16 protein-coding genes are annotated in these 20,603 nt (G+C 68.5%); 12 read left to right on the plus strand and 4 right to left on the minus strand.

The annotated features are described in order from the left end of the window. Positions 1-61: 61 nt before the first annotated feature. Positions 62-703: a YceH family protein gene (locus tag ACZ899_RS09350; protein ID WP_234563017.1), complete on the plus strand. Its 642-nt coding sequence runs from the start codon at positions 62-64 to the stop codon at positions 701-703. A 1-nt stretch (position 704) separates the two neighbouring features. On the opposite strand, the gene ACZ899_RS09355 is transcribed toward ACZ899_RS09350, so the two are convergent. Then, the gene (locus ACZ899_RS09355) at positions 705-896 is read right to left on the minus strand and encodes a hypothetical protein (protein WP_110738951.1); all 192 of its coding nucleotides are present in this window, start codon (positions 894-896) and stop codon (positions 705-707) included. 182 nt (positions 897-1,078) lie between these two features. Between ACZ899_RS09355 and ACZ899_RS09360 the strand changes: the two genes are divergently transcribed. Then, complete coding sequence (locus ACZ899_RS09360) at positions 1,079-1,543, plus strand: nuclear transport factor 2 family protein (protein ID WP_203647265.1); 465 nt, start codon at positions 1,079-1,081, stop codon at positions 1,541-1,543. Positions 1,544-2,115: 572 nt separating this feature from the next. Here ACZ899_RS09360 and ACZ899_RS09365 read toward each other — a convergent pair. Then, on the minus strand, positions 2,116-3,177 hold the full coding sequence (locus ACZ899_RS09365; protein WP_203647267.1) for a sigma-54 interaction domain-containing protein: 1,062 nt from the start codon (positions 3,175-3,177) through the stop codon (positions 2,116-2,118). A gap of 328 nt (positions 3,178-3,505) precedes the next feature. Between ACZ899_RS09365 and ACZ899_RS09370 the strand changes: the two genes are divergently transcribed. Genes ACZ899_RS09370 through ACZ899_RS09380 form a run of 3 tightly spaced genes read left to right on the plus strand, consistent with a single transcriptional unit; the run spans position 3,506 to position 6,997 of the window. Continuing rightward, complete coding sequence (locus tag ACZ899_RS09370; RefSeq protein ID WP_203647268.1) at positions 3,506-4,573, plus strand: ABC transporter substrate-binding protein; 1,068 nt, start codon at positions 3,506-3,508, stop codon at positions 4,571-4,573. A 15-nt stretch (positions 4,574-4,588) separates the two neighbouring features. Next, on the plus strand, positions 4,589-5,812 hold the full coding sequence (locus tag ACZ899_RS09375; RefSeq protein WP_234563016.1) for a lipase family protein: 1,224 nt from the start codon (positions 4,589-4,591) through the stop codon (positions 5,810-5,812). A 15-nt stretch (positions 5,813-5,827) separates the two neighbouring features. Continuing rightward, entirely contained in the window at positions 5,828-6,997 is a 1,170-nt protein-coding gene (locus ACZ899_RS09380; RefSeq protein ID WP_234563015.1) for an LLM class flavin-dependent oxidoreductase, read from the plus strand. 567 nt (positions 6,998-7,564) lie between these two features. Here the strand turns inward: ACZ899_RS09380 and ACZ899_RS09385 are convergent. Beyond that, positions 7,565-8,296, minus strand: a complete 732-nt coding sequence (locus tag ACZ899_RS09385; protein ID WP_234562990.1) for a class II aldolase/adducin family protein — start codon at positions 8,294-8,296, stop codon at positions 7,565-7,567. 15 nt (positions 8,297-8,311) lie between these two features. Continuing rightward, entirely contained in the window at positions 8,312-9,358 is a 1,047-nt protein-coding gene (locus tag ACZ899_RS09390; protein WP_234562989.1) for an ABC transporter substrate-binding protein, read from the minus strand. 319 nt (positions 9,359-9,677) lie between these two features. On the opposite strand from ACZ899_RS09390, the gene ACZ899_RS09395 reads away from it, so the two are divergent. From ACZ899_RS09395 to ACZ899_RS09425, 7 genes are all read left to right on the plus strand, one after another. Continuing rightward, a complete protein-coding gene (locus tag ACZ899_RS09395; protein WP_234562988.1) occupies positions 9,678-10,910 on the plus strand; it encodes an acyl-CoA dehydrogenase family protein in 1,233 nt (410 codons plus the stop codon). A gap of 58 nt (positions 10,911-10,968) precedes the next feature. Continuing rightward, complete coding sequence (locus ACZ899_RS09400) at positions 10,969-12,750, plus strand: ABC transporter ATP-binding protein (protein ID WP_234562987.1); 1,782 nt, start codon at positions 10,969-10,971, stop codon at positions 12,748-12,750. Further along, positions 12,743-14,563, plus strand: a complete 1,821-nt coding sequence (locus ACZ899_RS09405; protein ID WP_234562986.1) for an ABC transporter ATP-binding protein — start codon at positions 12,743-12,745, stop codon at positions 14,561-14,563. The genes ACZ899_RS09400 and ACZ899_RS09405 overlap by 8 nt, the downstream gene beginning before the upstream one ends. A gap of 245 nt (positions 14,564-14,808) precedes the next feature. Continuing rightward, positions 14,809-15,957: an LLM class flavin-dependent oxidoreductase gene (locus ACZ899_RS09410; RefSeq protein WP_234562985.1), complete on the plus strand. Its 1,149-nt coding sequence runs from the start codon at positions 14,809-14,811 to the stop codon at positions 15,955-15,957. Between the two features lie 11 nt (positions 15,958-15,968). Next, positions 15,969-17,036, plus strand: a complete 1,068-nt coding sequence (locus ACZ899_RS09415; RefSeq protein WP_234562984.1) for an ABC transporter substrate-binding protein — start codon at positions 15,969-15,971, stop codon at positions 17,034-17,036. Further along, complete coding sequence (locus ACZ899_RS09420; protein ID WP_234562983.1) at positions 17,033-18,091, plus strand: ABC transporter substrate-binding protein; 1,059 nt, start codon at positions 17,033-17,035, stop codon at positions 18,089-18,091. The genes ACZ899_RS09415 and ACZ899_RS09420 overlap by 4 nt, the downstream gene beginning before the upstream one ends. 207 nt (positions 18,092-18,298) lie before the next feature. Continuing rightward, on the plus strand, positions 18,299-20,539 hold the full coding sequence (locus ACZ899_RS09425) for a TonB-dependent receptor (protein ID WP_234562982.1): 2,241 nt from the start codon (positions 18,299-18,301) through the stop codon (positions 20,537-20,539). Positions 20,540-20,603: the final 64 nt, after the last annotated feature.

Below are 20,603 nucleotides of genomic sequence, written 5' to 3' on the forward strand. Positions count from 1 at the left end.
ATTGCTTAAGCTCGGCGCTTTACCTAGGCTAGTGGCCTTTTCCTCGCAATGAGACAGGGCCATGTCAGAACACGAAACCACCGGCGAAGGCCGTTTCAGCAGCATCGAGATCCGCGTGCTCGGTTCGCTGATCGAGAAGCAGGCCACCAGCCCGGAAACCTACCCCCTGACCCTCAATGCCCTGGTCCTGGCCTGCAACCAGAAGACCAGCCGCGAACCCGTCATGAACCTCTCCCCCGGCCAGGTCGGCCAGGCCCTGCGCGCCCTGGAGAACCAGGAAATGGCACGCCTGCAGATGGGCAGCCGCGCCGACCGCTGGGAGCAGCGGGTCGACAAGGCCCTGGAGCTGGTACCGGCGCAGCTGGTGCTGATGGGGCTGATGTTCCTGCGCGGCCCGCAGACCCTCAGTGAGCTGCTGACCCGCAGCAACCGCCTGCACGAGTTCGATGACACCGAACAGATCCAGCACCAGCTGGAGCGCCTGATTTCACGCGGTCTGGCCCTGCACCTGCCACGCCAGGCCGGCCAGCGCGAAGACCGTTACACCCACGCCCTGGGCGACCCGGCCGAGATCGAGGCGATTCTCGCCGCCCGCCAGCAAGACGGCGGCACCCGCTCCGCCAGCGCGGCGGACGAGCGCATCGAGGCGCTGGAAGCCCGAGTGACGGCGCTGGAGGCGCGCCTGGCCCAGCTCGAAGGTTGATTCAGGGCTTTTCGGCGTCGGGGAAATTGCGGCAACTCTTGCGTTCGGCCAGCTCCCGCTCACTGGGGCGCTGGTCGACGAACACGGTGCGGCCGTCGGCGTAGATTTCCAGGTAGCCCCAGTGCAGGTCCTGCTCGGTCTGCCCGGGCTTGGGCGGGACGAGCCACCAGGGTTCGCGGCTGATCAGGTTCATGAGTGGGCTCCAGTGGGGCTGGCGGTAACTTGTGCGGTAACTATAGACAGCCAGGCCTGGCACTCCCGCGCGGATTGTTCCTCCGAGGACAATTATGAAGTGCCCGGCGCACCGATTCTCCCTGCCCGGCGACGGGTCTAATCTCGGTCCTGCAAACCCACTTCCCGCAAGGATCGACCACGATGTCCCGCCCACCACTGCCCCCCTTTACCCGTGAAACCGCCATCGAGAAGGTGCGCCTGGCCGAAGACGGCTGGAACAGCCGCGACGCCGCCAAGGTGGCCCTGGCCTATACCCTCGACACCCACTGGCGCAACCGCGCCGAGTTCTGCAGCAGCCGCGAAGAGGCCCAGGCCTTCCTCACCCGCAAGTGGAACCGCGAACTGGAGTACCGCCTGATCAAGGAGCTCTGGGCCTTCACCGACAACCGCATCGCCGTGCGCTACGCCTATGAGTACCGCGACGACAGCGGCCAGTGGTACCGCGCCTACGGCAACGAGAACTGGGAGTTCGCCGAGGACGGCCTGATGCGCAACCGCCACGCCAGCATCAACGAGCAGCCCATCAGCGAGGCCGAGCGCAAGTTCCACTGGCCGCTGGGACGCCGCCCGGACGATCATCCTGGGCTGAGCGACTTCGGTTTCTGAGGAGCGACGCCGGATCTGCGGGGCCGCTCGACGGCCCCGTTTCAGCTTTAGGAAACGGACTACGTGAGCCTGGGAAACCGTGAGCGCAGCGTTGTGCCAGACTGCAGGGCAACTCCACTCCAGGACAGCCCGATGAGCCCTCTTGATGCCCTTGAGCAACAGATTCCTCTACTCGCCACCCTGGCCACGCACTCGGCCTACCTACGCGCCGTGCAAGACAGCCCATGCGGCATTCTGTGTGTCGACAGGGGTGAACTGGTACGTATCGAGGCTGATGGTGCCCGGACAGTACTGGGCAAGGCCAGTCCCCGACGCAAGGTCAGGGTCGGTGAAATGCTCAGCGTAAGCAGGGTCGATGGCACGACAGCCAGCAGGCGTGTAGCGGCCCCAATACATTCAAGATGCCTGTAGGAGCGGCCTTGCCGAGGCGTCGGACCGGCCGGAAAGGGGTGCGAAGCGCCCCCAGGATTTGTGCCTCAAGCTGATATCGCCGGGGCCGCTACGCGGCCCTTTCGCGACACAAGGCCGCTCCTACAGGGGAACGCGCATGGCCGTCTTTCGCCATCACTCGCTTAACGTCCCCCCAACTCCCCGATCTTCTCCAACCGTGCCCGCACGATATTGCGGCTGATGTTCAGCAACCGCCCGGTCTGCAACTGGTTGCCATGGCAATAACGGTACGCCGCACGGAACACAGTCTCTTCGATGTGCTCGTACAGGTCCGGAATATTCTGCTCGAACAATGCCAGCAAGGCGCTTTCCAGGCTCACCGGCGCCACCGCGCCCGGCGCTGGCAACCCGGTCACCTCCGGCTGCCCCAGCGCCTGTGGGCGCATGTCCACCAGGTGCAGGTCCCCCGGCGCCACCTGCTGCTGGCGGCACACCAGCAGCGCATGGTGAATGGCGTTCTCCAGTTCGCGGATGTTGCCCGGCCAGCTATGCGCCAGCAGCTTGCGCTCGGCCTCGATGCTCAGGCTGGCGCGCTCGTAACCCAGGCGCCGGCAATGCTCCTCGATGAAGAACTCGGCCAGCGGCAGGATATCCCCGGGCCGTTCGCGCAGCGGCGGCAGACGGATGGTCGCCACGTGCAGGCGGTAGAACAGGTCTTCACGAAAGTGCCCGGCCACCACGGCGTCGGCCAGGTTGACGTTGGTCGCCGCCACCAGGCGCACGTTGATCGGCACCGGGGTGCGCGAGCCGAGGCGCACCACTTCACGCTCCTGCAGCACCCGCAGCAGCTTCACCTGCATGTTCAGCGGCAGGTCGCCGATCTCGTCGAGAAACAGCGTCCCGCCGTTGGCGGCCTCGAACCAGCCGGCCTTGTTCGAGGTGGCGCCGGTGAAGGCACCCTTCTCGTGGCCGAACAGCTCGCTCTCCACCAGGGTCTCGGCGAAAGCGCCGCAGTTCACCGCGACGAAAGGCTCACTATGACGGCGACTGAGCTTGTGGATATGGCGGGCCACCAGTTCCTTGCCGGTGCCGGTCTCGCCAATGATGAGGGTGTTGGCTTCGCTGGGGGCCAGGCGCTCGATGCGGCTGAGCAGCTCCTGGGAGCGCGGATCCTTGAACACGAGCACGGTGGCGCGCACGGATTTGGTCAGCTCGCGGGCATTGGGATGGGTAATCAGCGACATGGGGGCATTCCTGGCAGTGTGTGCGCGCCCTCATAGTGCATGAAACAAGTTAGATCGAAAAATTATTAATAAATATTTATATATTCGATTAGTGAATACATAGAAAACCAATCGTTGCAGTGCTGCTGGAGCAGCAACCGGTCAGCAACGGCCTGCCTGCCGATCAGCACCCCGAACCGCGCGCCAATGCCTTCGCTGTAGCGCGTAACCCATGCCGCACAAGGGCTGCAGCCCTGCCCGCAGCGCCCTGGCATGCATTTCGCTCCTGCCTGACAAACACCTGGGCCGCACAAACACGCGGCCCGCACACTGTCGGGAGTGCAACATCATGAAAATCCTCTGGCGCCATGGCCTCGCCCTGCTCGGCCTGCTGTTGAGCCTCACCACCTGGGCCGGCGAGGCGCCCAAATCCGTGCGCATTGCCATCGTCGCCTTCACCCAGGGCGGCGTGCCGGTGTTCGGCGGCATCCCCGGGCGGGTGATCGAGGATGGCTGGCTCGCCCAGCAACTCGCCCAGCGCGGCATCAGCCTGGACTGGGTCGCCCTGCCCCACGCCGGCGCCGGTCCGCAGATCAACGAAGGCTTCAGCAACGACAGCCTGGACTTCGCCGTGCGCGGCGACCTGCCCTCGGTGATCGCCGGCGCCGGCAACGTGCCGGGCAAGCTGGTGGTGCCCGGTGGCAGCGGCAACAACGTGTACCTGGTGGTGCCGGCCAACTCCAGCGCCCGCAGCATCCAGGACCTCAAGGGCAAGCGCCTGGCCCTGCACCGTGGCCGGCCATGGGAGTTCGCCTTCAGCAACTTCCTCGTAAGCCAGGGGCTGCAACTGAACGACTTCAAGATCGCCAACCTCAACCCGCAGGTCGGCGCGGCGGCGGTGTCGGCGGGCAAGGTGGATGCGGCGGTGCTGCTGAACGAGGCCTATGCCCTGGAAGACAAGGGCGTGGCGCGCATCCTCTGGTCGACCAAGCAAGGCGCCGACGACTGGCGGCTGGTCTCGGACTTGTGGGCCACCGACCGTTTCGTCGAGCAGCACGCCGACCTCACCCAGCTGGTGGCTACCGCCTGGGTCAAGGCCGCCTGGTGGATCTCCCAGGAGCAGAACCGCGACGCCTACTACAAGCTGTCGTCCCGCGCCGGCGTGGCCGAGAGCGTGCTGCGCCGCGACGACCAGGACGACCCGGTGGCCTGGCAGGCGCGCTGGGCGCCGAAGAGCGATGCCCAGCTCAAGGCCCATTACCAGGCACTGGCCCGCTACGCCCTGGACAACCGCCTGATCCGCACGCCCTACGACATCGGCCCGGACCTGGCCACCGGTTTCACCCGCCAGGCCCTGAGCGACCTGCAGCTCACCCATTACTGGCCGTCCCTCGACGCCCAGCTCAGCCAACACTGATCAAGAGATCCGCCCATGAAACTGCCCGTTACATTCGCCCTGGGGTTGTCAGCCCTGGCCTTGTCGATCGCCGCCGTGGCCGCCGACACCTTCGCTCCCAAGCCCGACCCGCAGCAGGGCGACGGCCGGGTCTCGGCCTTCTACACCTGGAGCAAGGCCATCCCGGCCCCCCCCGGCAAGCTGCTGCGCAGCGAGCCGCTGGACAGCGCCCTGAGCCTGCCCAACGCCGCCAGCGCGCAACGCATCCTCTACACCTCGCTGGACGGCATCGACGGCAAGACGCCGATCGTGGTCTCCGGCGCGCTGTTCATCCCCAAGGGCAAGGCGCCCGCCGGCGGCTGGCCGGTGGCCAGCTGGGGCCACGGCACCGTGGGTGTCGCCGATATCTGCGCGCCGTCCTGGGCCGGCCGTTCGTACCGTGATGTGCAGTACCTCAACCGCTGGCTCGACGAGGGTTATGCCATCGTCGCCACCGATTACCAGGGCCTGGGCGTGCCCGGCGGCCACCCGCTGCTGAACAACCGCATGGCCGCCTACGGCATCCTCGACGCGGCCAGGGCCGTGGTCGCCGGCGTGCCGGGCCTGGCCAACAAGGTGCTGATCGTCGGCCAGTCGCAAGGCGGCGCCGGGGCCTTCGCTGCCGGTGCCTATGCGGCCACCTATGCGCCGGACCTGGGGGTGAAGGGCAGCATCGGCACCGGGGTGATCTACACCATCGGCGCGCAGAACGTCGGCGAGCAGGATGTGAACAAGGTCGACCCGGCGCTGGCCTACGGTTTCTACACCCTGCTGGCGGCGCAGCAGCACGACCCGAGCATCGACCCGCGCGACTTCTACACCGACAAGGCCCTGCCGCTGTTCGAGCAGGCGCGCAGCAGTTGCCTGTCCGCCCTGGTCAGCGATGTGGTCGGCAGCGGGCTGACCCCGGCCAATGCCAAGAAGGACTACCAGGGCGACCAGCTCAAGGCCTGGCTGGCCCAGGTGTCGTACCCCACCCTCAAGCTGGCGCAACCGATCTTCATCGGCACCGGCGCCGAGGACAAGACCCCCGCCGCCAGCACCCAGGTGGCGCTGATGCAGGACGCCTGCAAGGCCGGCTCCGTGGTCCAGGGCCACCTGTACAAGGGCCTGGGCCACAGCGAGACGGTCAACGCCTCGCTCAGGGACTCGATCCCGTTCGCCCGCCAGGTCATCAGCGGCCAGCCTGTCACCCCGATCTGCAACCCCAGTGTCCAGTAAGCCAGGAGCACGACCATGAGCCTTGAATTCTTCACCCGCCTGCCGCTGCACGGCGAGACCCAGTTCCTCCCGGGCGACCCGCGCAACCGCGGCGACTGGCATGCCGGCGGCCCCAGCACCGGGGCCGTCTCGGGCTTCGCCGTGGGCGATCACTTCAGCTACATCGACTACCTCGGCCAGGTGGCCCGCGCCGCCGAGATCAACGGCTTCGGCGGCGCGCTGATGGTCAACGCGCCGACCGGCGAGGAGCCGTGGACGGTGTGCTCGCTGCTGGCCCGCGAAACCCGCACGCTGAAGTTCGTCACCGCCTTCCAGCCCTACCACTACACGCCCTGGGTGGCGGTGCAGCAGGCCGCCACCTACCAGCGCGCCACCGGCAACCGGCTGGTGTGGAACATCATCAACGGCGGCTCGGACGCGATCCAGCGCCAGGTCGGCGACTTCGAAGGGCACGATGAGCGCTACGCCCGCGCCACCGAGTTCATGGACGTGGTGCGCGGTTACTGGCACAACCCCGACTTCCACTACCAGGGCCGCTACTACAGCGCCGAAGGCGGTGGCCTGCGCGGGCCGTTGAAGAAGGCCGAGCTGCCGCTGATCTGCACCGCGGGCTCGTCCGAGGCGGCGCGGGAGTTCGCCGCCCGGCACGCCGACTTCTACCTGATGCGCGCCGAGCACCCCGACGAAATCGCCGCGCTGATCGCCGACATCCGCGCACGCGCCTTGAAGCACGGGCGCCGCGATATCCGTTTCGGCCTGTCGATCGATGTCATCACCCGCGACACCGAGCACGCCGCGCTGGCCGAGGCCAAGCGCTTCTTCGACGAGGGCGTGGCCAAGGGCACGGTCAAGGCCCGCGCCGCCCATGCCGGGCTGCGCACCGCGCGCAAGCTGAGCTACGAGCACGAATACGCCGAGCAGGACGAAGCGCGTGCCTTCGACGACTTCTTCATCCATCCCAACGTGTGGACCGGTTTCGGCTACATCGGCATCCCGCCGGGCTGCGCCCTGGTCGGCAGCCACGCCAACGTGGTGGCGCGGATCCGCGAATACCATGCCATCGGCATCGACCTGTTCTTCCTCGCCGGCTACCCACACCTGGAGGAGGCCTACCGCCTCGGCGAACACATCCTGCCGCATTTCCGTGAGCAACGCGCCCCGCTCACCCGTCCGAGCCAGGCCTGACCTCGGCGCAGCCAGAGCGCTCGCTGTTCAGTGCCTGGCGCTTCGAGAATATCTGGCTAAAAGGCTGGGCACTGCCCCCTGTAGGAGCGGCCTTGTGCCGCGAAAAGGACGCGCAGCGGCCCCGCGATATTTGCGTCAACGCTGAAATCCTGGGGCTGCTGCGCAGCCCTTTCCGGCCGGTCCGACGCCTCGGCAAGGCCGCTCTCATGGAACAAAACACAACTCTTTGATTTGACTGGGGCAGCGTGGGAGCGGGCTTGCCCCGCGATGCGGCGTTTGGCACCGGCTACGCCGGTGATCGCGGGGCAAGCCCGCTCCCACGCTGGAACTCTGTTCCCTGCGCGACAGCGTAGCCCGAAGGGCTGGGCGATCTCCTACAGTGCTCGCGTCAACGCCCAACCGCAGGCGCAGGTGGCCAAGCTGGCAGTTGCAAACGTACGGAGGTCGCGGCTGGCCTGCGCAGCCTTCACCTGATGCATTGCCGCAGCGTGTCCACGGCAGGGCGGGGCGCACGCCCCAGAGGATCTTGACCTCCATGGGCGTGCTCCATGCGCGAAAGGTGGGGAATCAGTTGCGCCGGTCGATGCCGGGCACCAGGCCCAGTTCGCTGGCGCGCTCGTACAGGCCGCTCATCTTCCACTGCTGGGTGAGCACACCCGGGCCGTAAGGACGCGAGCCGCCGAGGGCGTCGGCGAGCAGCTGGATCTGCGCGCCCTCCTCCAGCAGCAGGATGAATTCGGCGGTGGCACGCAGGCCCTGCTTGCCCCACACGGTGGCGCCGCCGTTGGCCTCGAGAATGGCCAGGTTGAACGGGTTGGCGGCGATCTGCTCGAGGATGAAATCCACCTCGGCCTGGCGGCGGTCGATGTACACCGGCAGCTCGCGGGCCAGCTGGTAGCGCTGCACCGGCACGTAGTGGAACGGCAGGCTGCGGTGGGTCTGGGCCCAGGCGCCGAGGTACGGGCTGTGCACGTGGGACACGGTAGTGATGTCGGCGTGGGTCTGGAACAGCTTGGTGTAGCGGCCCAGCCCTCCCTTGCCCTTGCCGAGGATGACATTGCCGGCGAAGTCGCTGACCGTCGCCTCCAGCGGCTTGCGATAACTCCACGGGCCGCCGTAGTTCACCGACACCAGCAGTTCCTCGCCGGGTACCCGCTCGATGAAGCCGACGGTGCCGTTGGCGGTGATGGTGCGGGTTTCGCGGAACACGCTGAAGGCCGCTTCGGCCTCGGCCAGCACCTGGTCGGTGAAGGCTTGCAGCTCGGTGCTGAGGGGGCGTTCGTTGATCAGTACGGTCATGGTCGGTCTCCGGTATCAGGCGCGGCGCTGGGCCAGCAGGTCATGGGCGGCTTGCAGGGGACGGTGGTCGACCCAGTCGGCGAGGTCGAAGTCGCGTTCCAGGAAGCCATGCAGGTTGAGGAAGGTCTTCTGGGTGTCGAGGTAGGCCAGGCGCTGGGGCGACAGGTCCGGTGCCAGGGTGGTGTGGAAGTCGCCGCGATAGGCTTCGGCCACGCCCTGGCTGCCGGCGCGGGTCTCGTCCTCGAGAATGCCGTTGAGCGCGTCGCGGTTGCCGGCGGCCCAGTCGGCGGCGCGCAGGGTCTGGGCGAGGAAGCGCGTCACCAGGTCGAAATGCTCGTCGAGCAGGCGCTGGTGCACGGTGATCGGCCGCGGCGTGCCGTTGTTGATGCGGTGGCGCGGATCAGGCAGGACATCGAGGTCGATGCCCACCACCAGGCCCAGGCGGCGGGCGGCATCGGCGGCGGCGGCACCCTTGACGTACACCGCATCCACCTCGCCGCGCACCAGCGGATCCAGGCCCGACCACAGCCGTTGCAGGCCCAGTTGCGGGGTGCCGGCATCGAACTGGTCGAGCAGCGCCACCTCCACCAGGTGCACGTCATCGAAGCCCAGGCCGGCCGAGGCCAGCGCGCCTTTGTAGCCATGCAGGCTCATGGCCCGGGCGATGCTGCCGGGGCGGTTGTCGCCCCAGGCCGGCAGGGCCAGGCGCTTGCCGCGCAGGTCTTCAGGGCGGCGGATGTCGCTGTCGGGGCGGACCAGGATGGTCTGCCACTCCTCGATCCAGGTCAGGCCGATCAGCCGTGTCGGCGCACCGGCGGCGCGGGCGGCCAGGGCCGGCAGGTTGCCGCCCTCGCGGAACAGGCCGGGAAGCTGGTGATCGTAATGGTGATGGCCGAGCTGGCGGGCCTCCTGCAGGGTATCGATGGGCAGGCCGTCGGCGGCGAATTCATCTTGCAGCCAGCCGAGCTTGTAGGCGATGCCCGAGGCAGTGGGTACCGGGCAGCGGGTGAACCAGAGGCGCTCCAGGGTTTCAGGTTTGGGAGTGGCTTGTGCGAGGGTCATGGGTGGCTCCTTGGACGTCGTGCAAGGACCGTTGCAGCGCTCGTGCCAAGGGCTGGGATGCCCGGAATACCGGGCTTTTCGGTGATGGCCAGGGTGGCGACTGCTGACCAGGATGCAGGATTGCGGCGCGGGTGTTGCCTGATCAGCAGAAGCGACAATCAGAGGTGCTGCTGGAGCAGCAAGGGTGCGCTGAAAGCCCGGTACTGCGTGGACTTCAGGGCTGTGGCAAAGAAGTTGCTCTGGCGTTTGCAGGCATCGCGGGGCAAGCCCGCTCCCACACCGACCCGCGATGGGCCATACACTGCCACCGAGGTAACCCATGACCACCATCGAACACCCGCCAGCCCGGCGCATCACCCGCGAATCCGAAGCCATCGACATCGCCCGCCAGGTCGCCGGCGAAATCGCCGCCCTCGCCGCCGACCCGGGCAACAACCGGCAACTGCCCCGCCGCCAGGCCGAGCTGCTGTCGAGCAGCGGCCTCACCGCCATCGGCGTGCCCACGCAGTTCGGCGGCCTCGGCGCCTCGGTCGCGACCATCGTCGAGACCGTGCGCCTGGTCTCCACCGCCGACGGCGGCGTCGGCCAGCTGCTGCAGATCCACAACGTGATGCTGCGCGGCGTGCTCGGCGGCTACCCCGACGAGGTCCGCGACCGCGTGCTGGCCGATGTGCTGGCCGGCAAGCGCCTGGGCAATGCCCTGGCCGAGGTCGGCGGCAAGAACAAGTTCGCCCTCAAGACTCGCGTCGAACGCCGCGCCGACGGCAAGCTGGTGCTCAACGGCAGCAAGTTCTATTCGACCGGCGCCTACCTGGCCGACTGGATCTCGCTGACCGCCGCCAGCGAGGACGGTGGCGCCGGCGTGCTGCTGCACCGCGACACCCCCGGCCTGACCCTGGTCGATGACTGGGACGCCTTCGGCCAGCAGCACTCGGTGAGCGGCACGGTGAAGTTCGACGAGATCGTCCTCGACGAACGCTTCGTCACCTTCCGTAGTGGGCCGATGAAGCGCACCGGCCTGACCTTCCCGCAGATCCTTCACGCCGCCATCGACAGCGGCATCGCCGCCGGCGCCCTGCAGGCGGCGATGGACTACCTGCGCGAGCACGCCCGGGCCTGGGTCGAGAGCGGCGTCGAACGGGCCAGCGACGAGCCGCACATCATCCGCCAGGTCGGCGAATACGCCGTGGCCCTGCGCGGCGCCGAGTCGGTGCTGCGCGAGGCGGCGCGGGTGTTTGACGCCCATGAGCGCGACCCGGCGGACAAGGCGCTGGAGGATGAGCTGATCCTCTCGGTGGCCACCGCCCGGGCGCATGCCGATGGCGCCGCGCTGAAGATCGCCAGTGACCTGTTCTCACTGCTGGGGGCCAGCGCCTCGCTGAGCAAGTGGAACCTGGACCGGTTCTGGCGTGATGCCCGGGTGCACACCACCCACGACCCGATCCGCTGGCGCCTGCACAACGTCGGCAACTACTACCTCAACGGGGTGGATCCGGGGGAGTACACGGCGGTGCTCAATGCCAAGGAAGCGCAAGGCGCTACACGTCGCTGACGCCATCGCGGGGCAAGCCCGCGATGAGGCCCGCCCCACCACCAGACCCGAGCCCTGCATGACCTCCAGACACCCCCTCCTGCGCGCCCTGGCCATCTACCGCGAGATGCCCTGGCGCTTCACCCTGGTCACCACCCTGTACATCGCCGGCAACCTGGGCCTGGCCTGGCAGCAATGGCTGATCGGCCACGCGGTCGACGATGTCGGCGCCGGCCGCGCCGTGACCCGCCTGGCCGACGGCAGCCTCGACGCCAGCCTGGGCTGGCACTGGCTGTGGACCCTGCTGGCCATCGCCCTGGCCCGCGGCCTGCTGCAGTACGCCGCCGCGGTGCTGTCGCTGGTGCTCAGCCAGGCCCTGCTGACACGCCTGCGCGAACGCATTCTCGAACAGGTCCAGGCCCTGCACCTGGGCTACCACTGGCGCCATGGCATGGGCGAGCTGGTGACCCGCACCACCCGCGACGCCGACAAGGTGCGCGATGCGCTGATCACCTTCTGGCGGCAGATCGTCGAGACCCCACTGGTGCTGCTGGCGGCAGTCGGCCTGCTGGCCTGGTACGACCCGCTGCTGGGCCTGGTGCCGCTGCTGTTGACCGGTGTCGGGCTGTGGCTGTTCGTGCGCCAGACCGAACGCCTGGTCGGCCTCGACCGGGCAGTGGCCACGGCCTACGACCAGGTCAGCCAGGACCTGGCCGAAGGCATCGGCGGTGTGCGGGTGATCAAGGCGTTCGGCCTCGAGGACCGACGCATCGCCCGCTTCGCCGAGCAGGTGACGCTGTTCAGCGGCCATGCCCGCACGGCGCTGGCCTACGCCAGCTCGCGCATTCCCCTGCCTCAGGCGGTGGTCGCCCTCGGCCATGTGTGGATCCTGGTCTACGGCGCCCACCAGGTGGCCGCCGGGCGCCTGGGCATCGGCGAGCTGGTGACCTCGCTGCTGGTGGGCACCACCCTGGTGTTTCGCATCGAAGGCATCGGCCGGGTCATGCAAACCTTCGCCGACGCCCGCGCCAGCGCCGAACGCATCTGGCAACTGCTCGACGAGCACCCAGCCATCCGTAGCGGCCAGGGCGCGCTGCCAGCAGGGCCACTGGGCCTGAAGCTGGAACAGGTGCGCGTGGCCGCGCCGCAGGCCGACCGCGACCTGCTGCACGGCTGCTCGCTGCAGCTGCGCCCCGGCGAGGTGGTGGCGCTGGTCGGCGCCACCGGCAGCGGCAAGAGCCTGCTGGCCAGCCTGCTGCCGCGCCTGGCCGAAGTGGATGGCGGCAGCGTGCGGGTCGGCAGCGACACCCATGGCTGGCACGATGTGCGCGACCTCGACCTGGCGGCCTTGCGTCGCCGGGTGCAGGTGCTGCCACAGGAAAGCTTCCTGTTCAGCGACTCGCTCGCCGCCAACCTGCGCCTGGCCGCGCCCGGCGCCAGCGACAGCGAGCTGCGCGAGGCCCTGCGCCAGGCCGCCGCCGAGGACGTGCTGGAGCGCCTGCCCCACGGCCTGGATACGCCACTGGGCGACCGTGGCGTGACCCTTTCCGGCGGCCAACGCCAGCGCCTGTGCCTGGCCCGCGCCCTACTCGGCGCGCCCGACATCCTGTGCCTGGACGACGCCACCAGCGCCCTGGACGCCCAGAGCGAGCGCCGCGTGCTCGACAACCTGCACCGTCAACGCAGCCAGACCGGCCGTGCGCCGACCCTGCTGTTGATCACCAGCCGCCTGTCCACCCTGCTGCTGGCCGACCGCGTGCTGCTGCTCGACGGCGGGCGCATCAGCGCCAGCGGCAGCCACGCCGAGCTGACGGCGAACAACGCCCATTACCGCGACCTGCTGGGGATCGAGCATGGCTGAAAGCGATATCGACATCGAACAACGCCTGGCCCGCCAGGCCCTCGACCGCGGCATGCTGGGCCGTTTGCTGCCGCTGCTGCGGCCGATCCGTGGGGCGATCCTGAGCGTGATCGGCCTGGAGCTGCTGCTGGTGTTCACCGTGTTCCTGCGGCCGTGGTTCGTCCGCGAGCTGCTCGACCGCGGGCTGATCCAGAACGCCGGCCGCTGGCTGCTGGACGAGCGCCTGGTGCTGTGGCTCGGCCTGGGCCTGGCCGCCAGCTGGCTGGGCCGCTTCCTGCTGGCGGGCATCTCGCAGTTGATTGCTGGCGGTGCCGCCATCGGCGTGCTCAACACCCTGCGCGTGCAGGTGTTCGCCCATGTCCAGGCGCTGTCGGTGAGCTACTTCGACCAGACCCGCGCCGGGCGCATCATCGCCCGTGCCGACCGCGACGTCGACGCGCTGGAGCCGTTGCTGGTGCAAGGCCCGCCGGAGCTGCTGGGCGCCCTGTTGCGCTGCGGCCTGGCCGGGGTGATGCTGTGGCGCATCGAGCCGAGCTTCTTCTACAGCCTGGCGGCCACCGTGCCACTGCTGGCACTGGCCACCTGGCGCTTCAAGCGGGTGTCGCAGCGCAACTGGGCCAAGGTCGCCGAGCAGCGCAGCCGCTTCACCGCGCACCTGGTCGAAAGCGTCAGCGGCGTGCGGCTGATCCAGCAGTGCGGGCGCGAGGCCAGCAACCAGCGGCGCTACCGGCAGCTGCTGGAGGTGTTCAACCAGGCGCTGATCCGCGGCAGCCTGCGCACCGGCTGGTTCGCGCCGTTCACCGCGCTGCTGGGCACGGCGGGCATGGCCGTGCTGTTGCTGGTGGGCGCCTTCGGCCTGGCCGAAGGCCGGGTGAGCGTCGGCCAGGTGGCCGAAAGCCTGTTCTACGTGTTCCTGTTCCTCGGCCCGCTGCAGGAGCTGTCGGACCTGTTCGAGCGCTACGCCACCGGCAGCGCCTCGGCGCAGCGCATCTTCCTGCTGCTCGACACCCGCGCCCAGGTGCTCGACCCCGCGCAACCACAGGCGCTGGGCCGGGCCCGTGGCCAGGTGGACTTCGCGCAGGTCGGCTTCGCCTACAACACCAGCGCACGCCCGGTGCTCGACGGGCTCGACCTGCATATCCCGGCGGGCGAAGTGCTGGCCATCGTCGGCCCCTCGGGGCATGGCAAGAGCACCCTGGTGCAGTTGCTCACGCGCTTCTATGACGTGCAACGCGGGGCGGTGAAGCTCGACGGCATCGACCTGCGCGAGCTGGCCCAGCACGACCTGAGGCGCAACGTCGGCGTGGTGCTGCAGGACAACGTGCTGTTCAGCGGCACCCTCCTCGACAACCTGCGCCTGGCCCGGCCCGGCGCCGACGACGCCCAACTGATCGCCGCCGCCCGCGAACTGGGTGCCGACGAGGTGCTGGAGCGCCTGCCGCTGGGCTACCACACCGAAGCCGGCCCGCTGGGCAGCCACCTGAGTCACGGTCAGCGCCAGCTGGTGTGCCTGGTGCGCGCCTATCTGGCCGACCCTGCGGTGCTGGTGCTCGACGAAGCGACCTCGGCGGTCGACGTGCACACCGAGCGGCGCATCCAGCAGGCGCTGCGCCGGCTGTGCCAGGGGCGCACGGCGATCATCATCGCCCACCGCCTGGCGACCATTCGCGACGCCGACCGGATCGCCGTGGTGCGCCATGGGCGGGTGGTCGAGCTGGGCCGGCATGCCGCGCTGGTGGAGGCCGGCGGGGTGTATGCCGGGTTGTACGAGGCGTATCTGCGCAGTGCCGGGGAGGTCGCCATCGAGCACTAGGTTGCCCTTACCGGCCCCATCGCGGGGCAAGCCCGCTCCCACGCCAGACCTGCAACGACACAATTGGCGTGGGAGCGGGCTTGCCCCGCGATAGGGCCCTGCTGCTGCTCATGCAATCACTGCTGCCCGGCTGCTGCCACAGCAACACCTCACCCTCGCCATCCCTCGCAGTTCCCGCCCTGCAGCGCCATGGCACAGCCGTTGCACCACCCTCCCCATCGACCACCTCCCCTTCAGGAGCCCCCATGACCACCGAATTCTTCTGGCGCCTGCCCCTGGGCACCGACGGCCCGCAACTCTCCACCGATCGCCACACCCGTGGCAACCCGCAGCACCGCCCGGGCCACATCGCCCCCGGCCGCCTGCCCAGCGGCGAGGCCGACGGCTTCACCTACATCGACTATATCGCCCAGGTGGCCAAGGCCGCCGAGCTGGCCGGTTTCGAAGGCGCCCTGCTGCCCACCGGCCCCGAGCCGTGGATCGCCGCCGCGGCGCTGGCCCGCGAGACCCGGCGCATCCGCTTTCTGATCGCCTTCCAGGCCACCTGGACCCTGCCCGCCTACGCCGCGCAGCAGGCAGCGATCCTGCAGAACCTCAGCGGCGGGCGGCTGGACTGGAACATCATCACCGGCGGCAACCCGGCCAGCCAGCGCGCCAACGGCGACTTCCTCGAACACGACCTGCGCTACAAGCGCACCGGCGAATTCCTCGACGTGATCCAGGGCCTGTGGGCCAACGACAGCTTCTCCTACGAAGGCGACATCTACCGCCTGGAGCACGGCAGCCTGCCGCCGGGCCTGGCCCACGAGCGCAAGCCCGGGGTGTACTTCTCTGGCTTCTCCGACGCCGCGCTGGAGGTCGCCGCCCGCCACGCCGACGTCTACCTGAACTGGGCCGAGCCGATCGACAAGCTCAAGCCGCACCTTGAGCGGGTGCGCGAACTGGCCGACAAGCAGGGCCGCACGGTGCGCTTCGGCCTGCGCGTCGACCTGTTCGCCCGCGAAACCGAAGAGCAGGCCTGGCGCGAGCTGCGCCAGCAGTTCGAACGCCTCGAAGGCAAGAGCAGCGCCATCGCCAAGGGCTTCGTCACGGGCTCCGACTCGGTCGGCGGCGCCCGCCAGGCGGCCTATCACCAGCACCTGCAGGACTTCGACGAACTGAAGCTGGCGCGCAATCTCTGGGCCGGCTTCGCCAAGGCCAAGCCCGGCCCGACCGTGGGCCTGGTGGGCAGCCACCAGAACATCGCCGAGCGCCTGGCCGAATACCGCGACGCCGGCTTCTCGACCTTCATCCTGGCGGCCAACCCGCACCTGGAAGAGGCCCTGCGCATCGGTCAGGAAGTCCTGCCGCTGGTGCAGCAGGCCGCCGCCACGCCGCTCAAGGCCAGCGCCTGAGGAGAACGACCATGAGCCAACCCCTCGACACCCTCTGGTACACCCGCTGTCCGGTGCCCACCGGCCTGGGCATCGCCGTGCAGCAAGGCTGGCTGCAGCAGGACCTGTCCGCTCTGGGTACCCGCGTGCAGTCGCTGCGCGAAGCCGACGAACAGGCCGTGCGCGAATCGCACTTCGACCACACGCTGCGCAATTCGGTGCGCCACGGCGGCAGCATCCCGGCGATCTGGGCCCGCGCCCAGGGCCGCGAGACCCGCGTGATCGGCCTGTCCTGGGCCGACGAGGCGCAACTGATCCTGACCCGCCCGGACAGCGCCATCCACACGGTGCAGGACCTCAAGGGCCGGCGCTTCGGCCTGCCCGACTGGAGCGCGGCGCAGATCGACTTCACCCGCGCCCAGGCCCTGCGCGGCCTGGAAAACGCCCTGAAGCTGCACGGCCTGCAGGTGGGCGACCTGCAACTGGTCAACTACCGCTACCACGGCACCTTCAGCGACCGTCCGGTGCGCAATGTCGCCGGCACGCCGGTGTCCACCGGCCAGGGCGAGGGCCGCAACCTGGAGCTGGCCGGCCTGCTGCGCGGCGAGGTGGACGCGATCTTCCTCAAGGGCGCCAGCGCCGTGCAACTGGCCCACGCCTTCGGCCTGCGCACCGTGATCGACACCGGCAGCCACCCCGACCCGCTGATCCGCAGCAACAACGGCACGCCGCGCACGCTGGCGGTGGACAGCCATCTGCTCGAACGGCACCCGCAGGTGGCCCGCACGCTGCTGTCCAGCGTGCTGCGCGCCGAGCACTGGGCGCAGCAGCACCCGGACGAGACCCGTTGCTACCTGGCCCGCGAAACCAACAGCAGCGAATACTGGGTCGGCGTGGCCTATGGCAATGACGCCCACCTGCGCCTGCGCACCGCCCTGGACGAACAGGCCATCGACGCGCTGCAGGACTTCGTGCAGTTCCTCGCGCGCTGGCGCTTCATCCCGGCCAGCTTCGCGGTGCGCGACTGGATCGACCGGCAGCCTCTGGACGCGCTGCTTGCCGCCCCTTCTGCCATGGACAGGAAACCCGTCGCCTTATGAGCAAGCCCCTGGAAACCCTCTGGTACACCCACAGCCCGGTACCCACCGGCCTTGGCATCGCCGTGCAGTCCGGGCGCCTGGCCCAGGCCTTCGCGCCGTTCGGCACGCGCATCCAGTCGCTGCGCGAGTCCAGCGAGCGCGAGGTGCGCGAGGCCCACTACGACCACCACCTGCAGAACTCGGTGCGCCACGGCGGCAGCATCCCGGCGATCTGGGCCTACGCCAGCGGCGTCGAGACCCGGGTGCTGGGGCTGAGCTGGATCGACGAGGTACAGCTGATCCTCACCACTGAAGAAAGCGGCGTACGCGGCATCCGCGACCTGAAGAACCGCCGCTTCGGCCTGCCCAAGTGGGCCAACGTGCAGATCGATTTCACCCGCGCCCAGGCCCTGCGCGGCCTGGAGAACGCGCTCAAGCTCGAAGGCCTGAACGTGGCCGACGTCGAGCTGGTCGACTACCCCTACGGCGGCACCTACAGCGATGAACCCAAGCAGCATTTGTACGGCTCGGAGGTGGCACTGGACACCCGCCGCGTGAGTCGGCGCAACAACGAGCTGATCGGCCTGCTGCGCGGCGACATCGACGCGATCTTCCTCAAGGGCGCCCACGCGGTGCAGCTGGCCCACGAGTTCGGCCTGCGGGTGGTGGTCGACACCGGCAGCCACCCCGACCCGCTGATCCGCAGCAACAATGGCACGCCGCGCACGCTGACGGTGGACGCCCACCTGCTGCACGAGCATTTCGAGGCCAGCCGCACCCTGGTCGACACCGTGCTGCGCACCGAGCAATGGGCCTGGGCCAACCCCGAGGACACCCGGCGCTTTCTCGCCCGCGAGCTGAACACCAGCGAGTACTGGGTGGCGGCGGCCTATGGCGAGGATGCCCACCGGCGCCTGCGCACGGCGCTGGATGGCCGCTCCATCGCGGCGTTGCAGGACTTCAGCGAATTCCTTCATCGCTGGGGGTTCATCCCGCGGCGCATCGATGTGCGCGAGTGGATCGATTCGAGCGTGCTGGAGCAGGTGATCGGCTCCACCTCGCGATTGGCTGTCTGATCGCATCACGGGGGCGTGGGAGCGGGCTTGCCCCGCGATTGGGGCGGCCCTGCTGCCCCAGCAACACCCGCCAAACACCCCACTGCTGCAGCATCCGCACCGACCGCTTGAAAGACCAATAAATACGAATAAAAACAGTGTATTACGAGCTTGGCATAGTCCCTGCTCTGTCCTCCCCAACAACGCGTTCACTCGGGGAGACTCCACATGCACCAGCGCCATCCACTAGCCCGCCAGATCAGCCTCGCGCTACTGCTCGGCAGCACCGCCAGCCACACCTTCGCCGCCGACGAGAACAAGACCGAGCCGGCCCTGGAGACCGTCACCGTCACCGCCCAGCACCGCGAACAGACCCTGCAGGAAGTGCCGGTGGCCGTATCGGCGATCAAGGGCACGCAACTGGTCGCCGACGGCGTGCGCTCGATGGGCGACATCACCACCTTCGTGCCCAACGCCTCGGCCAAGAACCCCGACGGCGACGGCCGCCCGCGCTGGTACATCCGTGGCCTGGGCACCGGCGACACCGGCGCGGCGACGGTCTACCCGGTGGGCATCTACGCCGACGACATCTACCTCAACGCGCCCATCGCCGGCGGCGGGCCGCTGTTCGATCTGGAGCGCATCGAGATCCTGCGCGGCCCGCAGGGCACCCTGTACGGCAAGAACACCACCGCCGGCGCGGTCAACGTGATCTCGAAGAAACCGACCTTCGACACTGACGGCTATGGCACGGTCGGCTTCGGCAGCAAGAACGAGCGCATCCTCAACGGCGCCCTCGGCGGTACGCTGGTGGACGAGAAACTGGCCGGCCGGGTGTCGCTGTATTCCGAGGAACGCGACGGCTTCCAGCACAACGATTTCGACGGCAACAGCTACGGCGACGTCAACAAGAAGGCGGTGCGCCTGCAGTTCCTCGCCCAGCTCAACCCGGACCTGGACGCCCTGCTGAAGATCCACAGCCGCCAGTTCAAGGGCGATGGAAGCAACGGTTCGCTGCCAGTGGGCCGCTACTATAACGTCGGCTATGAGCGTCCCGGTGGTCGCGATATCTCGCTCAACATCAACGAGGACTACCGCCTCGACCACGACGGCGCCTCGCTGACCTTCAACTGGTACCTGGGCGACTACACCCTGACTTCGATCAGCGCCTACGACGACATCCGCAACCGCTCCACCACCGACGCCGACTACACCCCCTACGAGGTCAATGGCGCCTCGATTACCGACAACCGTTATCGCCAGTGGTCCCAGGAACTGCGCCTGGCCTCGCCGGAGGACCGTTCTCTGCACTGGCTGCTCGGCGCCCACTACTTCCACGAAGACCTCGACAGCGCCTCGCAGCGCATCGTCACCCCGGGCCCGACACCCAACGGCAGCGGCTCCAACCAGGTCGGCAGCACGGCGTTTCGCGACCTGGGCTTCGACCATCGCACCGACAGCTACGCGCTGTTCGGCAACCTCACCTACGACTTCACCGACGACTTCAGCGTGACCGGCGGCCTGCGCTGGACCCAGGAGAAGAAGGACATCGACCTGGACCTGGTGCAGCTGACCCGCGCCAGCGCCAACGGCCCGCTGATCCCCATCGTCGGCGTTGGCAGCAACGGCAACCGCCAGCAGGACAAGACCTGGGAAGCCTGGACCTACGACCTGACCCCGGAATACCGCATCAACGACAACCTGCGGGTGTTCTTCCGCTATGCCCATGGCTTCCGTTCCGGCGGTTTCAACACGGGGCTTTCCACCAGCCTGGCGCAGCTGACCACGGTCGATCCGGAAGAACTGGACGCCTACGAGCTGGGGCTCAAGTCCGAGTGGTTCGACCGGCGCCTGACGGTCAACGCCAACGTCTTCTACTACGACTACTCGGACATCCAGGTAAACCTGCTGACGGTCAACAACGGCGTGCTCACCACCGCCCTGACCAACGGCGCCAAGGGCAAGGTCAAGGGCGCCGAGCTTGAGATCGAGGGTCAGCCCACCGAACGCCTGCACCTGCGCGCGGCCGTGTCGTTCCTCGACACCGAGTACACCGATTTCAAGAACACCAACCCCACCACTGGCGCGGTGACCGGCGACTACAGCGGCAACAGCTTCGTGCGCTCACCACGCAACGTGGTGTCGCTGGGCGCCGATTACACCCTGCCGCTGGACGTGCCCGGCCGCGTGGTAGCCGGTGGCGATGTGAGTTTCCGCGACAAGGAGTACTTCCTCGCCGACCGCCAGAGCAGTGCCGACGAGACCCTCAGCCAGCCGCACTACACCCTGGCCAATGCGCGCCTGAGCTGGTTCAGCGCCGACGACAAGCTCAGCGTCACCGGCTTCGTCAACAACCTCACCGACCGCCGCTACCAGGTGCATGGCCGGCCCAACGGTGGTGCCGGGCAGTACGTGATCACCTACGGCGACCCGCGCACCGTGGGGATGAGCGTTACCAGCCGGTTCTAGGTCGCCCTTTACGGCCCTATCGCGGGGCAAGCCCGCTCCCACGCCAACGCTGGCGTTGCAGGTC

It is taken from the genome of Pseudomonas sp. TE31087, from assembly GCF_057284075.1.

Excerpts from the sequence above, each read along its gene's own strand:
- ACZ899_RS09350 (WP_234563017.1), top strand. The coding sequence starts at position 62 with ATGTCAGAACACGAAACCACCGGCGAAGGCCGTTTCAGCAGCATCGAG.
- ACZ899_RS09355 (WP_110738951.1), bottom strand. The coding sequence starts at position 896 with ATGAACCTGATCAGCCGCGAACCCTGGTGGCTCGTCCCGCCCAAGCCC.
- ACZ899_RS09360 (WP_203647265.1), top strand. The coding sequence starts at position 1,079 with ATGTCCCGCCCACCACTGCCCCCCTTTACCCGTGAAACCGCCATCGAG.
- ACZ899_RS09365 (WP_203647267.1), bottom strand. The coding sequence starts at position 3,177 with ATGTCGCTGATTACCCATCCCAATGCCCGCGAGCTGACCAAATCCGTG.
- ACZ899_RS09370 (WP_203647268.1), top strand. The coding sequence starts at position 3,506 with ATGAAAATCCTCTGGCGCCATGGCCTCGCCCTGCTCGGCCTGCTGTTG.
- ACZ899_RS09375 (WP_234563016.1), top strand. The coding sequence starts at position 4,589 with ATGAAACTGCCCGTTACATTCGCCCTGGGGTTGTCAGCCCTGGCCTTG.
- ACZ899_RS09380 (WP_234563015.1), top strand. The coding sequence starts at position 5,828 with ATGAGCCTTGAATTCTTCACCCGCCTGCCGCTGCACGGCGAGACCCAG.
- ACZ899_RS09385 (WP_234562990.1), bottom strand. The coding sequence starts at position 8,296 with ATGACCGTACTGATCAACGAACGCCCCCTCAGCACCGAGCTGCAAGCC.
- ACZ899_RS09390 (WP_234562989.1), bottom strand. The coding sequence starts at position 9,358 with ATGACCCTCGCACAAGCCACTCCCAAACCTGAAACCCTGGAGCGCCTC.
- ACZ899_RS09395 (WP_234562988.1), top strand. The coding sequence starts at position 9,678 with ATGACCACCATCGAACACCCGCCAGCCCGGCGCATCACCCGCGAATCC.
- ACZ899_RS09400 (WP_234562987.1), top strand. The coding sequence starts at position 10,969 with ATGACCTCCAGACACCCCCTCCTGCGCGCCCTGGCCATCTACCGCGAG.
- ACZ899_RS09405 (WP_234562986.1), top strand. The coding sequence starts at position 12,743 with ATGGCTGAAAGCGATATCGACATCGAACAACGCCTGGCCCGCCAGGCC.
- ACZ899_RS09410 (WP_234562985.1), top strand. The coding sequence starts at position 14,809 with ATGACCACCGAATTCTTCTGGCGCCTGCCCCTGGGCACCGACGGCCCG.
- ACZ899_RS09415 (WP_234562984.1), top strand. The coding sequence starts at position 15,969 with ATGAGCCAACCCCTCGACACCCTCTGGTACACCCGCTGTCCGGTGCCC.
- ACZ899_RS09420 (WP_234562983.1), top strand. The coding sequence starts at position 17,033 with ATGAGCAAGCCCCTGGAAACCCTCTGGTACACCCACAGCCCGGTACCC.
- ACZ899_RS09425 (WP_234562982.1), top strand. The coding sequence starts at position 18,299 with ATGCACCAGCGCCATCCACTAGCCCGCCAGATCAGCCTCGCGCTACTG.